We start from the raw sequence: 15,996 nt of genomic DNA on the forward strand, positions 1-15,996 counted from the left end.
TCGATGACCGATGGGTATGACTGCTACCAGAATGCGTTGGCGGAGCGGGTGAACGGGATTTTGAAAGGAGAGTTGTTGTTGCAAAGCCCGCAGGACCTGGCGCAAGCGCGGGAGATGGTGCGTGAGGCGGTGGATATCTACAACGTGGAGCGGCCGCATCATGCGTTGAAATACAGAACCCCCGATGCAGTACATCGGGGGTTCTGAGTGGAGAAATGCTAGCCGAAAATGTGTAAACCTATTTCAGGACTAGACATGTCTGTGTCTGCAAAGGAGATCCCGTCAAAGAGGTGGCCGCTCAGCCAGGGCTGCGGAGCTGCGAATTGGCATCTTGCCACACCATCAGGAGAGGGGGTGTCTGCCGGTTCGTGGCTACCCCTGATAGAGGTAGAGGTGCAACCGCTCTATGATGGGTTCACCGCCAATCTTGCGATCTCGCCGCGCCTGTCGCAGTTTGGGCGGGTAGTGGCCAAGGTGGGTGACGCCGGGCTGGGTGTCTGAGCAGAGCAGCAAGGGCAGGCTCGCCTTGAGCTGCTGCTTGCGGGGTTCCCTGTCCTGCCAGAGCAGGTTGATCATGGGGTGAGTCTTGACCGGTCGCCGGATCCTGAGCTCGGCATCGGCAGGCAGGCGGCGAAGGTCATAGACTTCCTGATCCACCATCTTGCTCCACTCCTCATTGTTGGAGAGCGCTGGAATATAGCGGCGGCTGCGCTCCAGCATCTCCAGCACCTGCTCCCGGCTGAGACGGTTGATGCTTTGTTTGTCGGCCCAGGTAAAGCCGAGGGAATGCAGCTCTCCCTCCAGCAGGGTCAGCTTGCGATAGACCTGCAGGGTGATCACCCCAGGCAGGGCTCTATGTACCAGCTCGAACTTCTCATCCCGCCCGCCGGCCTGTTGCACCAGCCCCTTGAAAGCGAGTTTGCGGGCGTTGATCTCCTCAATTAGTGGGCTCAGCTGGCTGGCGCTGGCGGCAGAGAAACGCAGCCAGCCCGGCAGGCGGTGGGTAGCCTTGGTGGAGCAGCCGGGGCGAGCGCTGTGATCCCGGTAGGCCGCCATGGTGGCCATCAGAGCTTCCTCTCCGCCCAGATAGCCCACCTCGATCTGTTCGATGGGCTCGTGTTCTTGCCCCTGGGGTACGGCAGGAAGGGGATAGACGTGAGCCTCCAGCAAGGGTAGTTGACCCAGCTGTCGGGCCAGGCGGGTCAGCGCGTCTTCGAGCGCGTCCATCTGTTGACGCAGGGCGGCAGTCGGAGTAAATGTGTCCATCGGCATGTCCTGTGGTCGCCCCTGTCACATCCTCTAAAGAGAGTTGGCAGGGGGTTGGCTGAACTACTGTATAAATAACCATACCAGTATGCCGAAAGCGCGCCAAGTGCCTCCTTTTTGATGCCCTTGGCGAGCATCAGAAGTGATAGCCATTTGGGTGTGTTGTTTTTGTATCTCTCTGTTAAATAAGGATCAATAAAAGATCTCTTGTTTAACAACTGGATGTAAACACCAGGTTGCCTGCCTCGCCTTTAGATCCGGTGACTGCATAGCCAAGGCAGGAAACTGCATAGTTAGGGGTGTGCCACGCAGGAGAATATGCTGTCGGGTTTTCATGCGGAATAAAACGGTTATTTAATAGTTAAAAATCAATTGGTTATATTTTAATGGCTGACGATATGCAGCATTAGCTTTACTAATGCGTTGTATCAAAATTCGTCAATTGAGTCGGTTGTCCCTCCTGACTAAGCTTTGCGCAACAAATATGCACCCGCGCAGACATCATCAAGAGGAGCCACATTATGGCCAACATGACTTATACCGAAGCCGGTTACCAGCATTCCAGCCAATTGAATCTGGCTGCTCGCGTCAAAATGACAGTACTGACCTGGCTGGAACGCAGCCGCAGCCGTCGCCAGCTCTCCGAGCTGCCCGAGTACCTGCTCAAGGACATCGGCCTGAACGAATCTGATCGTTATCAAGAGACCACCAAGCCCTTCTGGCGTGGTTGATCTGCCGGGCATGGATGCCTTGTTTTTCTGCTGATCCTGATTGCTTAATCCCGACTTGGCTCGTGCCAGCGTGTGAATGATTGCCTGATATTATTGCTTCCCCGCAGTGCTGTTTTACTTCCCGTGATTTCCCCTTCCTTTACCCCATACCTTGTCGATTTGTCACTATCTGTCGCCAGTTTTGTATCCTTACTGTTTGAATTTGTTTAAAAACTGATTTTAAGCCCACATGCCTTGCGTATAATCCGCCCATAGCATTCCTGACAAAAGGGTGAGATGGATGATTCCCCAGCATGATTTTTTGGCCCTGACCCGCCACCACGAGTGGCAGCTTGAGCCCTTCGCGTTTGACCTGCCCGATGGCTCCCGGGTGAGCGTCTGGGATACGGGAGTGCTCTGCCTAGAGCCTGCCAGTGGCGCGGGCGATCAGCCCGGGGGACGCAAGGATATCGTCCTCTCCTGCGGCATTCACGGCAACGAAACCGCCCCCATCGAGATCTGCAACCAGCTGCTGACCCGGCTGCTCAGCGGCGAGCTTAGCGCCCGTCATCGGGTGCTGTTCCTGTTTGGCAACCCGGCAGCCATGAACCTGGGGTTGCGGGAGGTGGAGGAGAACATGAACCGGCTCTTCTCCGGTGCCCACAGCAAGGGGGAGGGGCTGTGCAATCAGGAGCGCATTCGCGCCATGCGCCTCGAGCAGTATGTGAGTCGCTTCTTTGCCAATCCTGCCCGGCCCCGTTACCACTACGACCTGCACACCGCCATTCGCGGTTCGCGTCACGAGAAGTTTGCTGTCTACCCTTTCCCCCATGAGCGGCCCCATTGCAAGGAGCAGGTGCAGTTCCTCGGTGCCTGCGGGGTGCGTACCATACTGCTCTCCAGCGACCCCACCACCACCTTCAGTTATTACAGCTCGCACCAGCATGGTGCCCATGCCTTCACGGTAGAGCTGGGCAAGGTGCGCCCGTTTGGCGAGAACGACATGACCCGCTTCATCGAGACCCGTCAGGCGCTGCAGGAGCTGGTAACTCGGGATGAGGTGGCGCTCGAGCCCTGGCGGGCGGATGACTTCACCATTTTTGCCATCGACCGGGTGATCAACAAGCGTTCGGAGCAGTTTCGCTTCCTGTTTGCCAGCGATGTGGACAATTTCACCGAGTTTCCCCAGGGATTCGTGCTGGCCGAGGATGGTGAACTGCGCTACACGGTAGAAAAGACGCGGGAAGCGGTGGTCTTCCCCAACGCCAATGTGGCCATAGGTCAGCGTACCGTGCTGCTGGTGGTGCCGACCCGTTTGTGGGAGTGAGCCGACCCCGTCTTCTGTGCCATAGACCTGCGCGTCGTCCAGCTGGTGACGCGAATCCATTGATATGGGAGTGATCCCGCATCCACCCAAAAGGGAGCCCGAAGCGGCTCCCTTTTTCGTCTCTGCTCAGCCGAAAAGTTCAGTGTCTTTCTGAAATTAAAGAAGTTTCTACTGGTCTTACCTGGTTAAATCACATTGCTCTTTGGTTAACATCTTATTTACATTCTAAGGGTCACCTCATGGTGGTGACGTTGACAACGGCAAGGAGCCAGTTATGACCCATGTCGACATCCCTTTCCTTCGTTACCTCGATGAGGAAGGGCGCCCGGTCGCGACACTACCGACCTGGCTGGACAAGGCGATACTGCACACTTTCTACCGCAACATGGTGATGGTGCGCAGCTATGACAAGAAAGCAATTGCGCTGCAACGAACCGGCAAGCTCGGCACCTTTCCCTCCCATCTGGGAGCTGAAGCGGTCGGGATAGGCGTCGGTCTCGCCATGCAGGAACAGGATGTTTACGTGCCCTACTACCGGGACATGCCCACCCTCTATGTGCGGGGCGTGCCCATGGAGAAAAACCTGCAATATTGGGGGGGGGATGAACGGGGTTGTGTCTTTTACAAGGCCGATGGTGGGCTGTCGGAGGACCTGCCCATCTGCGTACCCATCGCCACCCAGATCACCCATGCCGCCGGCATAGCGGCGGCCTTCAAGTTGCGCAACCAGCCTCGTGTCGCCGTGGTCACCATAGGTGACGGCGGTACCTCCAAGGGGGACTTCCTGGAGGGGCTCAACTGCGCCGGTGTCTGGCATCTGCCCATGGTGATGATCATCAACAACAACCAGTGGGCCATTTCTGTGCCGCGCAAGTTGCAGTCGAGCGCACCCACCCTGGCCCAGAAAGGAGTTGGCGCCGGGGTACGCAGCATCCAGGTTGACGGCAATGACGTGGTGGCTGTTTATGATGCCACCCGCATCGCCGTCGAGCGTGCGCGCAGTGGCAAGGGGCCGACTCTCATAGAGGCAATCAGCTATCGGCTGGGGGATCACACCACGGCCGACGATGCGACCCGCTATCGGGATGCTGCCGAGGTGGAAGCCGCCTGGGCCAAGGAGCCAGTCAAGCGGTTGCGACAGTTCATGTTTGAACAGGGTTGGTGGGACGAGCATCAGGAGCAGGCGCTGCTGGCCGAGGCGAGCCGGGAGGTCGATCGCGCCGTGGCTGCCTATGAAAGCACGGCCCCGCAGGCGCCGGAAACCCTGCTCGACTATCAGTTTGCCGAGTTGCCCAAGGATTATCGCGGGCAGCGCCAGCGCATCATCGCCAAGGGCATGCAGCGTCACGCCGGGGAGGAACGCTCATGATCGATGAGATGAGACTGCAGGATGCCATCAAGCCTGCCTGGTGTGACGACATGACATGCAACGGGAATGGGGTGGCTGATGACGCCGAGTGGGGGAGGACGCATGAGTGAAATGACACTGCTCGAAGCCATCAATCTGGCACTGCACCATGAGATGGAACACGACCCTGATGTGGTTGTTCTGGGGGAGGATGTCGGGGTCAACGGCGGGGTGTTTCGGGCCACTGTTGGCCTTCGCGACAAGTTTGGCTTCAAACGGGTGATAGATACACCGCTGGCCGAAGGGCTGATCGCCGGGGTGGCGGTGGGGATGGCAACCCAGGGACTCAAGCCGGTGGCCGAGTTCCAGTTTCAGGGCTTCATTTTCCCGGGCATGGAGCAGATCATCTGCCAGGCCGCGAGGATGCGTAACCGCACCCGTGGCCGTCTCTCCTGCCCCATCGTCTATCGCTCTCCCTACGGCGCCGGCATTCACTCGCCGGAGCACCACAGCGAGAGCGTTGAAGCCCTGTTTGCCCATATTCCGGGCCTGCGGGTGGTCATTCCCTCCAGCCCGAGGCGCGCTTATGGCTTGCTGCTATCGGCCATTCGTGACCCGGATCCCGTCATGTTCTTCGAGCCTGATCGTATCTATCGCTCCATGAAGTCGGACGTGGTGGATGACGGTGTCGGCCTGCCGCTGGATGTCTGCTTCACCCTGCGGCCGGGGCGGGATATCACCATGGTTGCCTGGGGGGCCTGTATTCAGGAGGTGATGCGGGCGGCGAGCCTCTTGGCGGAGCAGGATATCCAGTGCGAAGTGCTGGATTTGGCGACCATCAAGCCGCTGGACATGGAGAGCATTCTGGCGTCGGTGCGCAAGACAGGCCGGCTGCTGGTGGTGCACGAGGCGTGCGGCAGCTTCGGAGTGGGCGCCGAGATAGTGGCGCGGGTGACCGAGGAGGCGTTGACCTCCCTCAAGGCGCCACCAAAGCGCCTCACCGGGGTGGATGCCGCCGTACCCTATTATCGCAACGAAGAGTATTACCTCATCACAGAGCAGGATATCGCGGATGCGGCTTACCAGCTGATGGAGAACAAATGGCTATGACATTTTTCAAATTTTGGCGCTTCAGCAGCCGAGCAAAAAATAGCCATGGAATCTTCCAACGTTTGGTGATTGCCCCGCAGATGGAGAACTGGTCATGAAATTTTTCAAATTACCGGACCTGGGCGAAGGGTTGGCCGAGGCCGAGATCGTCGAATGGAAGGTGAGTGCTGGCGATACAGTGAGTGTCGATCAGGTGCTGTTGTCGGTAGAAACCGCCAAGGCGCTGGTGGATGTGCCCTCGCCGGTGGCGGGGGTGATCGCCAGGCTCTGTGGTCAGGAGGGCGACATACTTCACATCGGCGCGCCACTGGTGGAATTTGAAGGGGGTGAAGATGACGGCACTGTGGTGGGCAAGGTCAGCGCTCACCAACAGCATATCGAGGATCACTTCGTGGTGGGGGCCATAGCTCCCGGTGGCAACCTGGTACAGGCCATGCCTGCGGTGCGGCTGCTGGCACAGAAACTGGGTCTGGATATCGATCGGATCAAGGGCAGTGGCGGTGCTGGTATGGTGACCGAGCAGGACGTGCAGGCGGCATTCGAGGCGCAGCAAAGCAGCGGCAACGAGTTCCTCAAGGGCTCGCGCCGGGCCATGGCCAAGGCGATGGAGCTTTCTCATCAGACAGTGGTGCCGGTCAGCATCACCGACGAAGTGGATCTGCGTCACTGGCGTCCAGACGAAGATGTGACAGTGCGGCTCATCAAGGCCATCGGCGTCGCTTGCCGGGCCGAACCTTCCATGAATGCCTGGTTTGACGGCGATACGCTCTCAAGGCGGCTGTTCAATGAGGTCAACGTTGCCATTGCGGTCGACTCCAAGCATGGGCTCTATGTGCCCGTGATGGAGAACGTAGCAGAGCGGGAGGGGGCCGACATCCGGCAGGGACTGGATCGGATGATCGCCGATGTGAAGGCGCGCGCTGTGCCGCGCGAGATGCTGCAGGGGGCGACTATTACTCTCACCAACTTCGGTGCCATCGCGGGTCGTTATGCCAGCCCAATCGTGACGCCACCGCAGGTGGCCATCATAGGTGCGGGCAAGTTGTTCGAGAAGGTGGTGTTCATCCATGGGGAAGCTCGCCCGGTCAGAGTGCTGCCTCTGTCGATGACCTTTGATCACAGGGCCTGCACCGGCGGCGAGGCGGCTCGCTTCCTCAAGGTACTGGTTCAGGCACTGGAATCGCCCGCACTATAAACGGCTGTGCCCTGCCATTGGCGGGGCACAAATTTGTTTGCGTAATCCCCAAAGCCACGTATAATCTAAACCAGCTTGAAAGGGCCGAAGTTATGTCAATGAATATGATGTTTTACATCTTTTCCTGTTGCTCATAAGTTAATCCCGTTTTTGAGCTTTATCCGCTGAAAAGCATAAGTAATTATTTAGAATACAGGTTAAAGATATGTCTAACATGATCACCGGTACCGTTAAGTTTTTCAACGAAACCAAAGGTTTTGGCTTCATCCAGCAAGAAAACGGCCCGGACGTTTTCGTTCACTTCAGCGCTATCAGCGGTAACGGTTTCCGTACCCTGGCTGAAGGTCAGCGCGTACAGTTTTCTGTGACCCAAGGTCAGAAAGGCCCGCAGGCTGAGAACGTAACTGCTCTGTAATTCTTACAGAATTTAAGAAAGCCGTGGTGCCTCTGGTTCCACGGCTTTTTGTTTATGGGCCATCTTCACTGTTTTCAGCATCATCTTTGACCTTGAATTTCACCATGACCCCATCACTTCTTCTTGCTGCCAGCCTGCTGACCATTGCCAATCTTCAGACACAGAGTACATCCGCTACAGAAGCGAAAGCCGTATGCCGGCAGTTTGTTCAGGTACGTCTTGGGAATGATAGTCAGCCTGATGAGATCAAGGCTCAGCCTTTGCCAAAGCGGGAAGGGGAGTGGATGGTCGATGGCAAAGTAAAAGGACCCGAAGGTCCTTTGCTGTTTGCCTGTTTGTTGCGCCAGGGCTTGCGCTGGGAGTTGATCAACTTTTCGCTCTGGGCCCCGCAGGCGATCAAAGGGGTTTGAGTGCGACTATCAGATGCTGCAGGTGCTCAACCATTGTCATGCCAAAAGGAGTCAGGTAGCCGCCATCTTCTGCGCTGATGAGACCTTGCTGATACAGACGTACAGCCGCCTGACACAGCTCATCGGACATGTCATTGCGCAACTTGATCCCCAGGCTCATGTTGGCCGGATCAAAGCATGCCAGTATTTTCAAGTCGTTTACAAAGTCGTTAGAAATCTGGTCGATCCCAATCATGAATGCACTCCTTACGCTAAAGATGTATGCAAACTAGCATTCCCGGATCCACTTTAGTGGGCGCTGGTTCAAACTATTGGGCTTTATCCGTGCGGGGAGTGCTTGAACGCTGTTTTTTTGGGCTCGGATCTCCGAGTTGAGCAGTGAAAATGTGAGTCCGCTCGCCAGCGTTCAAACATGATAGGATAGGGCTCTCCTTTGTCTTTCTGGCCGAGCACTGTATATCGGCCTTCCAGTTCAAGGCGCCCCTCATGGTAAAGATCACGCTAGTATCACTGCTTCATACTCTCGGCCCCCGTTTCCCTGTCTATCCCGCCTCTCTGCTGCTACCTCTGCTCGACCAGCATCAGGGCGATGTCTGGCTGCCAGCCATAAAGGGGGGGGATGTGGCCGTATTGCGTCAGCATGGCAAGGCTGCGGCTGCGCAAACCCTGGCGCCGCTGACGGCTGGCTGGTGTGACTTTGCTGCCAGCGATATCGGAGCGACGCCCGAGCTGGATGCCCTTGCCAACTACGACAGCGAGATGATGGACAATCTGCTGATGTATTGGCAAAGCCCGGCCAAGATAAACAGCCCGATCACCGACAACCTGTTCGAGCTGCGCCGCGAGGTGGTGGACGAAGCCCATGGTTCCAAACTGGCCAACGCCTGGGAGCAACAACAGCTGCTGCGATTCGAGCAGATCATGGGTGGCGCGTTGGCTGGACGGGATCAGCTCTGCTTCGTCGAGGTGGAGTCCGCCTACTGGCTGCGCCAGCGTTGTTGCGAGACGACGGAGATCTCCCTGGTGACACCTGAACTGGGCTGATATTGCCGAATAATAGGTGACCGATCTCTCATACTGGACAAGCTGTCAGCAAGATGTGAACATGGCGCCCTTTATTGAAAGAGAGACTTGGCCAATGAGCTATGAACTGAGCGAAACCGAGCGCAATGCTGCGCTGCAACTGAATGCCGACTACCGTTACGAGCACTTCATCAGCAAGCTGGTCGAGTACGAAGAGCTGTTTGTCCTGACCGACGAGCACGGCGTCATGATGCTGACCACAGACGATGAAGATTGCATCCCGGTATGGCCGCACCCCGAGTACGCCCAGGCGTGGGCCGAGGGTGAGTGGGCCGAATGCAAGCCGCAGTCCATCACCCTCAAGGTGTGGCTGGAGCGCTGGGTTGACGGTATGGAGCAGGACGAGCTGTGCGTCGCCGTGTTCCCGACTCCGGATCAGGAAGGCATAGTGCTGTCGCCAGCCGACGTGGCTGACGCCATTGCCGAGAAGCAGGCCAAGCGCGCTTAATCGCCCCTGGCGTCAAGGCTGCAACCAAGGTTGCAAACAAAAAAAGACCCCGTCACCTCTGGTGCGGGGTCTTTTGTTTGATATGTACTTTGGTCTCAAGGCTGTCGATAAGTGGTGTCTATCTTCATGACGGCAGGAAAGGTCTTGCCGTTTTTGATGGCGGCTTTTGTCTCGGTTTTTAGCTGGTCGTCGATCCAGAGCAGACCGCCGTAGCTGTAGCCGCTACTTCCACCATCGAGTGGCCAGTAAAGCAGATCACTTTTGGGTGTGGCGGGCAGCTTGGGTAATTTTATCCAGCGCCAGGCCCCTTCCCGGGTATAGGGCACCTGATAGGCAGGGACAAAGCTGGCCAGTTCATACAGTCGCTGCTGGATCTGCCGCGACAGCGCCGCTTTTTTGGCGAAGTCGAACTCCATGTCGTACTGCTCTACCAGGGCAGTGATGGCGTCATCATCTATGTTCATGATGTTGTTGGTCTGGGGCTTGTTGGCATTGACCTTGTGGAAAAACTCCCAATAAGCGGGATAGCGACCGCCGCTCCATGCCATCCAGGCACTCTGGTGTTTTTTCTCCAGCATGGACTTGAAACCCGAAGAGGCATCCATCAGGTTGAGCTCGAGATTGAGCCCCGCCTTCTTGGCTTCTTCACGCAGTAAAGTGAGTCGCTGGGCATGTTCCGCCGTGGTGTAGGTGATGGTCAGGGTCAGTGGTTGCCCCTTGTTGTTTTGCAAAATGCCCTGTGGCCCCACCTTGTTGAAACCAGCCTTGGCGAAATAGCTGCGCGCAAGTTTGGGATCAAACGGGCGTGCCTTTATCTCTGTGTTGGTAAAATCCCCTTGGCCCGACCCGTAGCTGTTGAGTCGCTGATAATCCCCTCGCAGCAAGGTGACGAGCATCTTGTCGAGGTTGAGGGAATGCTGGATGCCGAGCCGCACATTGAGCTCGCTGAGCAGCGGGTCTGCTGTGTTGAGATAGAGCCCCATGGGGGATTGTGGGGTCTGGTTGTAGAACCAGAGCCCCTCGATATAACCCTTCTCGAATTCTGCGGTTTTGGTCTTGTCGTGCCACCAGTTGGGCATGACCAGCGGGAAGGTATCCAGATCGCCGCGCAAGAAGTGTTGCCAGGCGATGTTCTGATCCCGCAACACCTTGATCTCAATCCTGTCCGGGTTGAAGCGGTGCTGAAAGTAGCGCTCCTCGTCTCCCCACCAATCTTTGATCCGCTTGAAGCTAACCGACTTGCCCTTTTTTACCTCGCCGAGCTGATAGGGACCTGTGACTGGCAGTATTTTCCAGTTGTACTCCTTGACCCAGTTGGCCGTGAGCTTGATGGCGTGGCTTGGCTCAGGGGTGAATGGCAGGGATTCCAGCAGATCTTCCCGACTCTTTTCGCTGCCGCTGGTGATGGAGAGGGTGTGGTCATCGAAGCGTGTCACGTCTGTGATCTGGGTACTGTAGTAGTTGTTGTACCAGGGGTCGTTTATCTCCTTGCTGCGCATCATCTTGAGGGTAAACACCCAGTCATCGGCGGTGACGGGCTGGCCATCGGACCAGCGAGCCTTGGGGTTGATGCGAAAATAGAGGGTCTTGTGATCGGCGCCAAAGGCCCACGCGTTTGCCAGCATGGGCATGGGGTTGCCTGTGACGGGATGTGTGCTCAGCAGCGGCAGGTTGCTTTCCCTGACATAGCTGGCAAAGCTGCCGTTGGAATCGGGCCCGAATTTGCGCAGGGTCAGCGGAAAGCTGGTGACAAATCCGCGAAAGGTGCCGCCCCGTTTGGCGGCCGGATCGGCGTAGACAGGATCCGCATTGTTGCTCTCCCACTTGAGATCCGCAGGCAGGCTGGCGCCCCAGCCAAACTGACTCCAGCACAGGGTCAGGGTGATGGCGGCGGTGTAAACAGTGGTGCGAATAAGGGTAGGGACGGGGCTCACCCCCGCTGAGGCTGTCGATGGCATATCCTTGCTCTCTCCTGATGGTCTGCATCCTGCAGGCACGGTCTGGTGACGTCAGTCCCGATAGGGACTGGCTCATGATGGAAATTTTTGCCAGTTGGGTCAATGGCGATGGGCAAATAACGCCCTAGTCATCAAGGCGCCGTCTGTGGCTTGAACCAGCGCAGCCGGCCACCCAGCAGATGGACCACGAAGCCGAGTAGCACCAGACCAGAACCCAGCCACTGCAACGGAGTGGGGTGCTCATCGAGCAGGACGGCAGCCGCCACCATGCCGACGCAGGGCACCAGCAGGGAGAGCGGTGCCACCTGGGCCACCGGATAACGCATCAGCAGGCGGCCCCACAGGCCGTAACCGAGCCAGGTGGCGACAAAGGAGAGATAGAGCACGCACAAGAGCCCCTGCCAGCTGAAGTTGAGCAGGCTGGCGGCAATGCGCTCCGGCCCTTCGAACAACCAGGACAGGGCGAAGAAAGGCAGTATGGGCACCAGGCCGCTCCAGGCGATGAGGCTGGGCAGGGAAGTTTGATAGCGCAGGCCAATCTGGCGATTGATGACGTTGCCAAGGCCCCAGCAGGCGGCTGCGCAGAGCGTCAGCACGAAGCCGAGCAGGGTCAGGTTACCCTCGCCATGGGTGGCGATGAGATAGAGTCCTGCGCCCGCCAGTGGCAACGCTACCCAGTGATGGGGCTGCCAGCGCTCCCCCAGCCAGAGCATGGCGAACAGCAGGGTGAACACCACCTGGGATTGCAGTACCAGCGAGGCCATGCCCGCTGGCATGCCGAACTTCATGGCACTGAACAGGAAGGCAAACTGTCCCAGGCTGATGGCGCCACCATAGGCCAGCAGCCAGCGCCAGGGCATGGTGGGCCTGGGCACCAGCAAGATGGCGGGGAAGACCACGCCGACGAAGCGCAGCGCTCCCAGCAACAGCGGCGGTATCCCCTCCAGCCCCCACTTGATCGCCACGAAATTCAGCCCCCAGCAGAGGATGACCAGGGCGGCCAGACACTTGTCCTTGGTTTGCATTCAGCTTCCTTGCATGACTGCCTTGTAAAAGAGGTACGGCGATCCCGCTGCCAGCGGGACGGGTCGGCAAGAGGACGAGCATACCCTTGACAGGGTGGCTGGAGTCAAGTCGCCAGACCGGCTTGCACCAAAGGACGGATCACTTGCTGGTTGCCGGCTACTCTTGTGGCCAAGAGGCGGCCGGGCAGTGGTCAAGGCATCTGTGGTGGATAGGGCGTTTGCCTGCCTTGACCTCGGTTTTTTGTCTGCGGCCAGATGGAGGGGGAGATCGAGAAGGGGCGGCGGACGGTCTACGCTATACAAAGACAGCCCGATAGTGCGGCTGGTGCCAATGGCTTAACGGAGGTATCCCTTATGAGCGACCACACTCTGCTGCCCCATGGCGAAGATCTGCGCCGCGCCGTGCGCTGGCTCAGCGAGCATCATCAACACGATATCCGTGCCATTGAAGAGGCCAGCATCCGTTTTGATCTGTCACCGCTGGATGAAGAGTTTTTGATCCAGCACTGTGTCGAACGGGAAGGTGGCGCCAACTAGACGAAGTTGGCGAGGCTGATGCCAAACTCTTTGGGATCGACCGTGCTTTCTATGCTCTCCTGTACCCCGGACTTCGCCAGATCCAGCCACTGCACCTCGAGGTAGTGGCGCTGGGTCGCGTGATAGATCACCTTCACTACCGGCTTGAGCGGCTCTTGCGGATTGCGCTGCATGACGATGGCCAGTCGCTGGTTGGAAAGTTGTACCAGGGTGCCGACCGGATAGACCCCCATGCATTTGATGAACTTGGTCACCAGCAGACGATCAAAATGGTGATCTGCCCCCTTGAGCAGGATCCGGAATGCCTGGGTCGGCTGCATCCCCTGCTTGTAGACCCGATCCGCCGTCACAGCGTCGTAGACATCGACGATGCCGCTCATGCGGGTGTAGAGAGACAGCTGGTCACCCTTGAGGTGGCGGGGATAGCCGGTGCCATCGAGCCGCTCATGGTGATTGGCGGCGACTTCCAGCATGGTGGCTGTGATGCCCGGGGTGCTGCTCAGAATGTCATGGCTATGTACCACGTGCTGGCGCATTACGGTGAACTCTTCATCGGTCAGCTTGCCTGGTTTGTTGAGCACCTCATCCGGGGTCATGATCTTGCCCACATCGTGCAGCAGCCCCCCCAAGGTCAGCTCCTTGAGCACGCTGCGCTCCAGCGCCAGATAACGGCCGAAGTTGGCCAGCAGTATGGCCACGTTCATGGAGTGCTCCATCAGGTAGGCATCCTTGGCACGAATGCGGGCCAGACAGAGCATGGCATCACCGTGGGTGAACATGGTGTCCACCATCTCTTCGGCCACGGTTGCCAAGGGGGTGATGTCGATGGGCTCACCCGCCTTTAGCTGGCGAATGAATTTGCCTTGCAGCTCACGGGCCTCCTGATACAGGCGGCGGATCTTGAGCTCACGCCCCTCGCCGTTCGCGCTGCCTGTCGGGCGTTGTGACGCAATTGAAGAGGCTGCCGGGTCGGGAAAGATAATCTGCTCTATGCCAGCCAATTTGCTGCGGGCGAGATCGACGCGCACCGTGAGCACGCCGCGCCGGATCAGGTCATCAATTTGCTGACGAGTCGTCACCAGCCCCATCTGGGCGATCTCCATGCCGCCGGTCTGGCTGGTGATGGCGATCACATACATGCCTGCTTGTAGCTGGTTGACGGGAATGACGGGATGAGGAGTGTGTGACTTCATACGGCTTCCTGACTTTATTATTATGCGTAATGTTAGGCCCTCAGCAGGCAGTCTAACATCCGCGCCATGCTTCGTCATTGTGGTACGGTTTACGCCAGCACAGCTTATTGCTGGAGTTGTTGGCCTTGGCCTATATAATGGCGCCCCTTTATTGATGGACTCTGAGGTTGTGCATGCGGCTCGATAAATTTCTTTGCGATTGTTCCGATTTGACCCGTTCCCTGGCGGGCAAACTGATCCGGCAGGGAGAGGTCACTGTGGATGGCATAGTGGTCAAACAACCCGCTTTTCACATCAACGAGCAAAGCCAGGTTGAATTTGACGGTGTCATGCTGACGCTGGATCAGCGCAATCGCTACTTCATGCTGCACAAACCGGAAGGGTACGTATGCTCCAACGAGGATCCGGATCACCCGACAGTCTTCTTCCTGATGGATGAACCCGCCATGGGCAAGCTGCACGTGGTTGGTCGACTCGATCTCGATACCACGGGTCTGGTGCTGGTCACCGATGATGGCAAATGGTCCCACCGCATCACCTCGCCGCGCCATGAGTGTGCCAAGACCTACCATGTCTGGTTGGCTGATCCCGTGCATCAGGACGCCATATCGCTGTTTGCCGATGGCGTGTTTCTGCGCAACGAGACCGAGAAGACCCGTCCCGCCCAGCTGGAAATTCTGGCCGAGTGCGAGGCGCGACTCACTATCCATGAAGGCAAGTATCATCAGGTGAAGCGGATGTTTGCCTCCATCGGCAACAAGGTGGTGGGGCTGCATCGGGAGCAGATCGGTACACTGGCGCTGGATGAAGCGTTGGCACCGGGCGAATACCGCGAGCTGACGGCAGAGGAAATCGCCCAGTTCTAAGCCGCTCGCCTGACACTGGGCAAGGCGTGCCTTGCTCAGTGTCCGCTGACCCCCAGCACCATGGCCGTACCCAGGGTCGCCAGCAGGGCGCCCGCCCAGGCCGCAAGGGAGGGGCGCTGACCCGAATGCCACCACAGCAGGGGGAGCAGAATGACAGGCGTGGTGGAGGAGAGGATCGCCACCATGCCGACTTCTCCCTGGCGCAGGGCGACCAGGATCAGTGTCATCCCCATGGCCATGGCCAGGAAACCGTTGATGCCAATCAACCCCAGCACCTGACGGTTGATGGGGTTGTGGGGCATGGCGAGCGGCACTCTCAGCACTCGCAAGGTGCAGTGAGCCAACAGGGCACTGCCCATGCGGATGCCGGAGGCGCTCACAGCGTCGACATTGCCACTCATCATCACTGGCTTGGCGATGATGGCACCCAGGCTCTGACAGAAGGCGGCGGTCAGCCCCAGGCCGATGCCGATGGCAAGGTGTCCACGCACCTGCTCCCACTCGTTGTGCTGATTGCCGCCACGCCGGCCGAACAGGATGGCGAGCATGACACCGGCAAACACCAGCAGCGCTCCCACCAGTCGCCAGCCGCCGAGCTGCTCACCAAACAACCAGAGACCGAGCAGGGCGGAGAAGAGAGCATGGCAGGAGAACAACAGGCCGCTGCGCCTGGGGCCCAGCCGGTTCATGCAGGCAAACAGTGCTGTATCCCCGACAAAGATACCGATCAGGCCCGACAGCGCCAGCAGGGGAAGGGCGCTCTCGCTAAGGGATTGCCAGCCTCCGGTGGCGATGCTGGCGGTGCCCAGCATCAGGCTGACCAGAAACATGCGCCAGCGACTGTAGGCAAATGCCCCCAGGTGGCGGGCCGGTTTGACGGAAATCAGGGCCGCCACTGCCCACAAACTGGCCGCTGCCAGCGCCAGCCACTCGTACCCCATAAAAACTCCTGAGAATGTAGCCAGAGCGAAAGACGTGTCAGGCCGTTACCAGCGACAGCCACTCGCATTTCATAAAAAACTACGGAAAAAAATAGCCCGAAAGACTCCATCTCTTGGGCAAGCCCGATACAATACGGGGCGTCTTCGGGGATAACAAGCGCAGC

18 protein-coding genes are annotated in these 15,996 nt (G+C 58.1%); 12 read left to right on the plus strand and 6 right to left on the minus strand.

The genetic code is table 11. The features are described 5' to 3' along the window. On the plus strand, nucleotides 1-207 hold a 207-nt coding region (locus GWQ27_RS09855), incomplete at its 5' end, for a transposase (protein ID WP_275907252.1). A gap of 165 nt (nucleotides 208-372) precedes the next feature. Here the strand turns inward: GWQ27_RS09855 and GWQ27_RS09860 are convergent. Next, the gene (locus GWQ27_RS09860) at nucleotides 373-1,266 is read right to left on the minus strand and encodes a DNA replication terminus site-binding protein (protein WP_275907253.1); all 894 of its coding nucleotides are present in this window, start codon (nucleotides 1,264-1,266) and stop codon (nucleotides 373-375) included. Nucleotides 1,267-1,787: 521 nt separating this feature from the next. Here GWQ27_RS09860 and GWQ27_RS09865 point away from each other — a divergent pair. The 7 genes from GWQ27_RS09865 to GWQ27_RS09895 all read left to right on the plus strand — a co-directional run bounded on the left by GWQ27_RS09865 (nucleotide 1,788) and on the right by GWQ27_RS09895 (nucleotide 7,781). After that, nucleotides 1,788-1,997 carry a DUF1127 domain-containing protein gene (locus tag GWQ27_RS09865; protein ID WP_017412738.1) on the plus strand — a complete coding sequence of 70 codons (210 nt, stop codon included), beginning with the start codon at nucleotides 1,788-1,790 and terminating at the stop codon, nucleotides 1,995-1,997. Between the two features lie 280 nt (nucleotides 1,998-2,277). Continuing rightward, nucleotides 2,278-3,303: a succinylglutamate desuccinylase gene (astE, locus tag GWQ27_RS09870; protein WP_275907254.1), complete on the plus strand. Its 1,026-nt coding sequence runs from the start codon at nucleotides 2,278-2,280 to the stop codon at nucleotides 3,301-3,303. 274 nt (nucleotides 3,304-3,577) lie between these two features. Further along, nucleotides 3,578-4,672, plus strand: a complete 1,095-nt coding sequence (pdhA, locus tag GWQ27_RS09875; RefSeq protein ID WP_275907255.1) for a pyruvate dehydrogenase (acetyl-transferring) E1 component subunit alpha — start codon at nucleotides 3,578-3,580, stop codon at nucleotides 4,670-4,672. A gap of 102 nt (nucleotides 4,673-4,774) precedes the next feature. Then, complete coding sequence (locus tag GWQ27_RS09880; protein ID WP_125729305.1) at nucleotides 4,775-5,761, plus strand: alpha-ketoacid dehydrogenase subunit beta; 987 nt, start codon at nucleotides 4,775-4,777, stop codon at nucleotides 5,759-5,761. A 94-nt stretch (nucleotides 5,762-5,855) separates the two neighbouring features. After that, nucleotides 5,856-6,956 (plus strand): dihydrolipoamide acetyltransferase family protein, encoded by a 1,101-nt coding sequence (locus GWQ27_RS09885; RefSeq protein WP_275907256.1) that lies wholly within the window; start codon nucleotides 5,856-5,858, stop codon nucleotides 6,954-6,956. Between the two features lie 205 nt (nucleotides 6,957-7,161). Beyond that, the gene (locus tag GWQ27_RS09890) at nucleotides 7,162-7,371 is read left to right on the plus strand and encodes a cold-shock protein (RefSeq protein WP_005331438.1); all 210 of its coding nucleotides are present in this window, start codon (nucleotides 7,162-7,164) and stop codon (nucleotides 7,369-7,371) included. 104 nt (nucleotides 7,372-7,475) lie between these two features. Then, on the plus strand, nucleotides 7,476-7,781 hold the full coding sequence (locus tag GWQ27_RS09895; protein WP_059112641.1) for a hypothetical protein: 306 nt from the start codon (nucleotides 7,476-7,478) through the stop codon (nucleotides 7,779-7,781). On the opposite strand, the gene GWQ27_RS09900 is transcribed toward GWQ27_RS09895, so the two are convergent. Further along, on the minus strand, nucleotides 7,768-8,016 hold the full coding sequence (locus tag GWQ27_RS09900) for a TIGR02647 family protein (RefSeq protein WP_275907257.1): 249 nt from the start codon (nucleotides 8,014-8,016) through the stop codon (nucleotides 7,768-7,770). The genes GWQ27_RS09895 and GWQ27_RS09900 overlap by 14 nt on opposite strands. A gap of 251 nt (nucleotides 8,017-8,267) precedes the next feature. Between GWQ27_RS09900 and GWQ27_RS09905 the strand changes: the two genes are divergently transcribed. Beyond that, nucleotides 8,268-8,825 carry a hypothetical protein gene (locus tag GWQ27_RS09905; protein ID WP_275907258.1) on the plus strand — a complete coding sequence of 186 codons (558 nt, stop codon included), beginning with the start codon at nucleotides 8,268-8,270 and terminating at the stop codon, nucleotides 8,823-8,825. A 94-nt stretch (nucleotides 8,826-8,919) separates the two neighbouring features. Continuing rightward, complete coding sequence (locus GWQ27_RS09910) at nucleotides 8,920-9,312, plus strand: DUF2750 domain-containing protein (protein ID WP_005320236.1); 393 nt, start codon at nucleotides 8,920-8,922, stop codon at nucleotides 9,310-9,312. Nucleotides 9,313-9,407: 95 nt separating this feature from the next. On the opposite strand, the gene GWQ27_RS09915 is transcribed toward GWQ27_RS09910, so the two are convergent. Together GWQ27_RS09915 and GWQ27_RS09920 are read right to left on the minus strand one after the other, a co-directional pair. After that, nucleotides 9,408-11,270 (minus strand): extracellular solute-binding protein, encoded by a 1,863-nt coding sequence (locus GWQ27_RS09915; protein WP_275907259.1) that lies wholly within the window; start codon nucleotides 11,268-11,270, stop codon nucleotides 9,408-9,410. Between the two features lie 131 nt (nucleotides 11,271-11,401). After that, nucleotides 11,402-12,295: an EamA family transporter gene (locus GWQ27_RS09920; protein WP_275907260.1), complete on the minus strand. Its 894-nt coding sequence runs from the start codon at nucleotides 12,293-12,295 to the stop codon at nucleotides 11,402-11,404. 354 nt (nucleotides 12,296-12,649) lie between these two features. Between GWQ27_RS09920 and GWQ27_RS09925 the strand changes: the two genes are divergently transcribed. Continuing rightward, complete coding sequence (locus GWQ27_RS09925; protein ID WP_005320234.1) at nucleotides 12,650-12,832, plus strand: hypothetical protein; 183 nt, start codon at nucleotides 12,650-12,652, stop codon at nucleotides 12,830-12,832. On the opposite strand, the gene GWQ27_RS09930 is transcribed toward GWQ27_RS09925, so the two are convergent. Further along, entirely contained in the window at nucleotides 12,829-14,025 is a 1,197-nt protein-coding gene (locus GWQ27_RS09930; RefSeq protein WP_058394211.1) for an HD-GYP domain-containing protein, read from the minus strand. The genes GWQ27_RS09925 and GWQ27_RS09930 overlap by 4 nt on opposite strands. Nucleotides 14,026-14,198: 173 nt before the next feature. Here GWQ27_RS09930 and rsuA point away from each other — a divergent pair, with 173 nt between their 5' ends. Beyond that, nucleotides 14,199-14,891, plus strand: a complete 693-nt coding sequence (rsuA, locus tag GWQ27_RS09935; protein ID WP_005320231.1) for a 16S rRNA pseudouridine(516) synthase RsuA — start codon at nucleotides 14,199-14,201, stop codon at nucleotides 14,889-14,891. Nucleotides 14,892-14,926: 35 nt separating this feature from the next. On the opposite strand, the gene GWQ27_RS09940 is transcribed toward rsuA, so the two are convergent. Continuing rightward, nucleotides 14,927-15,832 (minus strand): DMT family transporter, encoded by a 906-nt coding sequence (locus tag GWQ27_RS09940; protein ID WP_058394209.1) that lies wholly within the window; start codon nucleotides 15,830-15,832, stop codon nucleotides 14,927-14,929. Nucleotides 15,833-15,996: the final 164 nt, after the last annotated feature.

The sequence above is a fragment of the Aeromonas sp. 5HA1 genome (assembly GCF_029237245.1).
Taxonomy (GTDB): domain Bacteria; phylum Pseudomonadota; class Gammaproteobacteria; order Enterobacterales; family Aeromonadaceae; genus Aeromonas; species Aeromonas salmonicida.